The organism is Vibrio sp. 1078-1, assembly GCF_033340475.1.
In genome coordinates, this window is sequence record NZ_JAWOWM010000605.1 from 1 (window position 1) to 592 (window position 592).

A 592-nucleotide genomic window follows, 5' to 3' on the forward strand; every position below is an offset into this window, starting at 1 on the left:
ATGGTAATTAGAAAGATCGATGCCATGCGTTGGCTTCGCTACATCGGTATAAACCGAGATACCGCAATACGGCCAAGCATAACTGCTTTTTTTCAGCTCACAATTGAGTACCAAGCTTTGCGCATCATAGGTGATATCGGCCGAGCTTAGCCCACCTTCGCTCGCATCTTTTGTCGCATAAATATTGAATTGTTCAGGTGTAATGACGAGCTTACGCGTGTCACCTAACACACTGTACAGAGCAACTAAACTGATCGTACAAATCGAAAGAGCGAAGATTAATTTGTGTATCCACTTCATAGGCAAGTGACCTGCTTAACTTATATACAACACAGTGTACTCAATGATATTTCGAACTTCAAATAAAGTCATTTATCAAGAAACAAAATTACTTTTGGCTTGGGTTCTTATTTCCGATACATGATAACGCGTTTTGAACCGTTATCACGGTTTAAAATCGTCCAATTTGATGACTTACTTGTTATTTGCGAAGCAATTCACAACCACTCAAGAGAGGCACCATCAAGCTTTGCGACGAGAAACAATGGTCATTCATTGTGGAAACATTGCCAGTTATTAGCCCTGTCAACCC

Annotated in this window: 1 pseudogene; it reads right to left on the reverse strand. The window is 40.5% G+C overall.

The window, feature by feature from the left end:
• Positions 1 to 300: pseudogene (locus R7190_RS29055) on the reverse strand (GGDEF domain-containing protein); the annotation flags it as partial.
• Positions 301 to 592 lie beyond the last annotated feature (292 nt).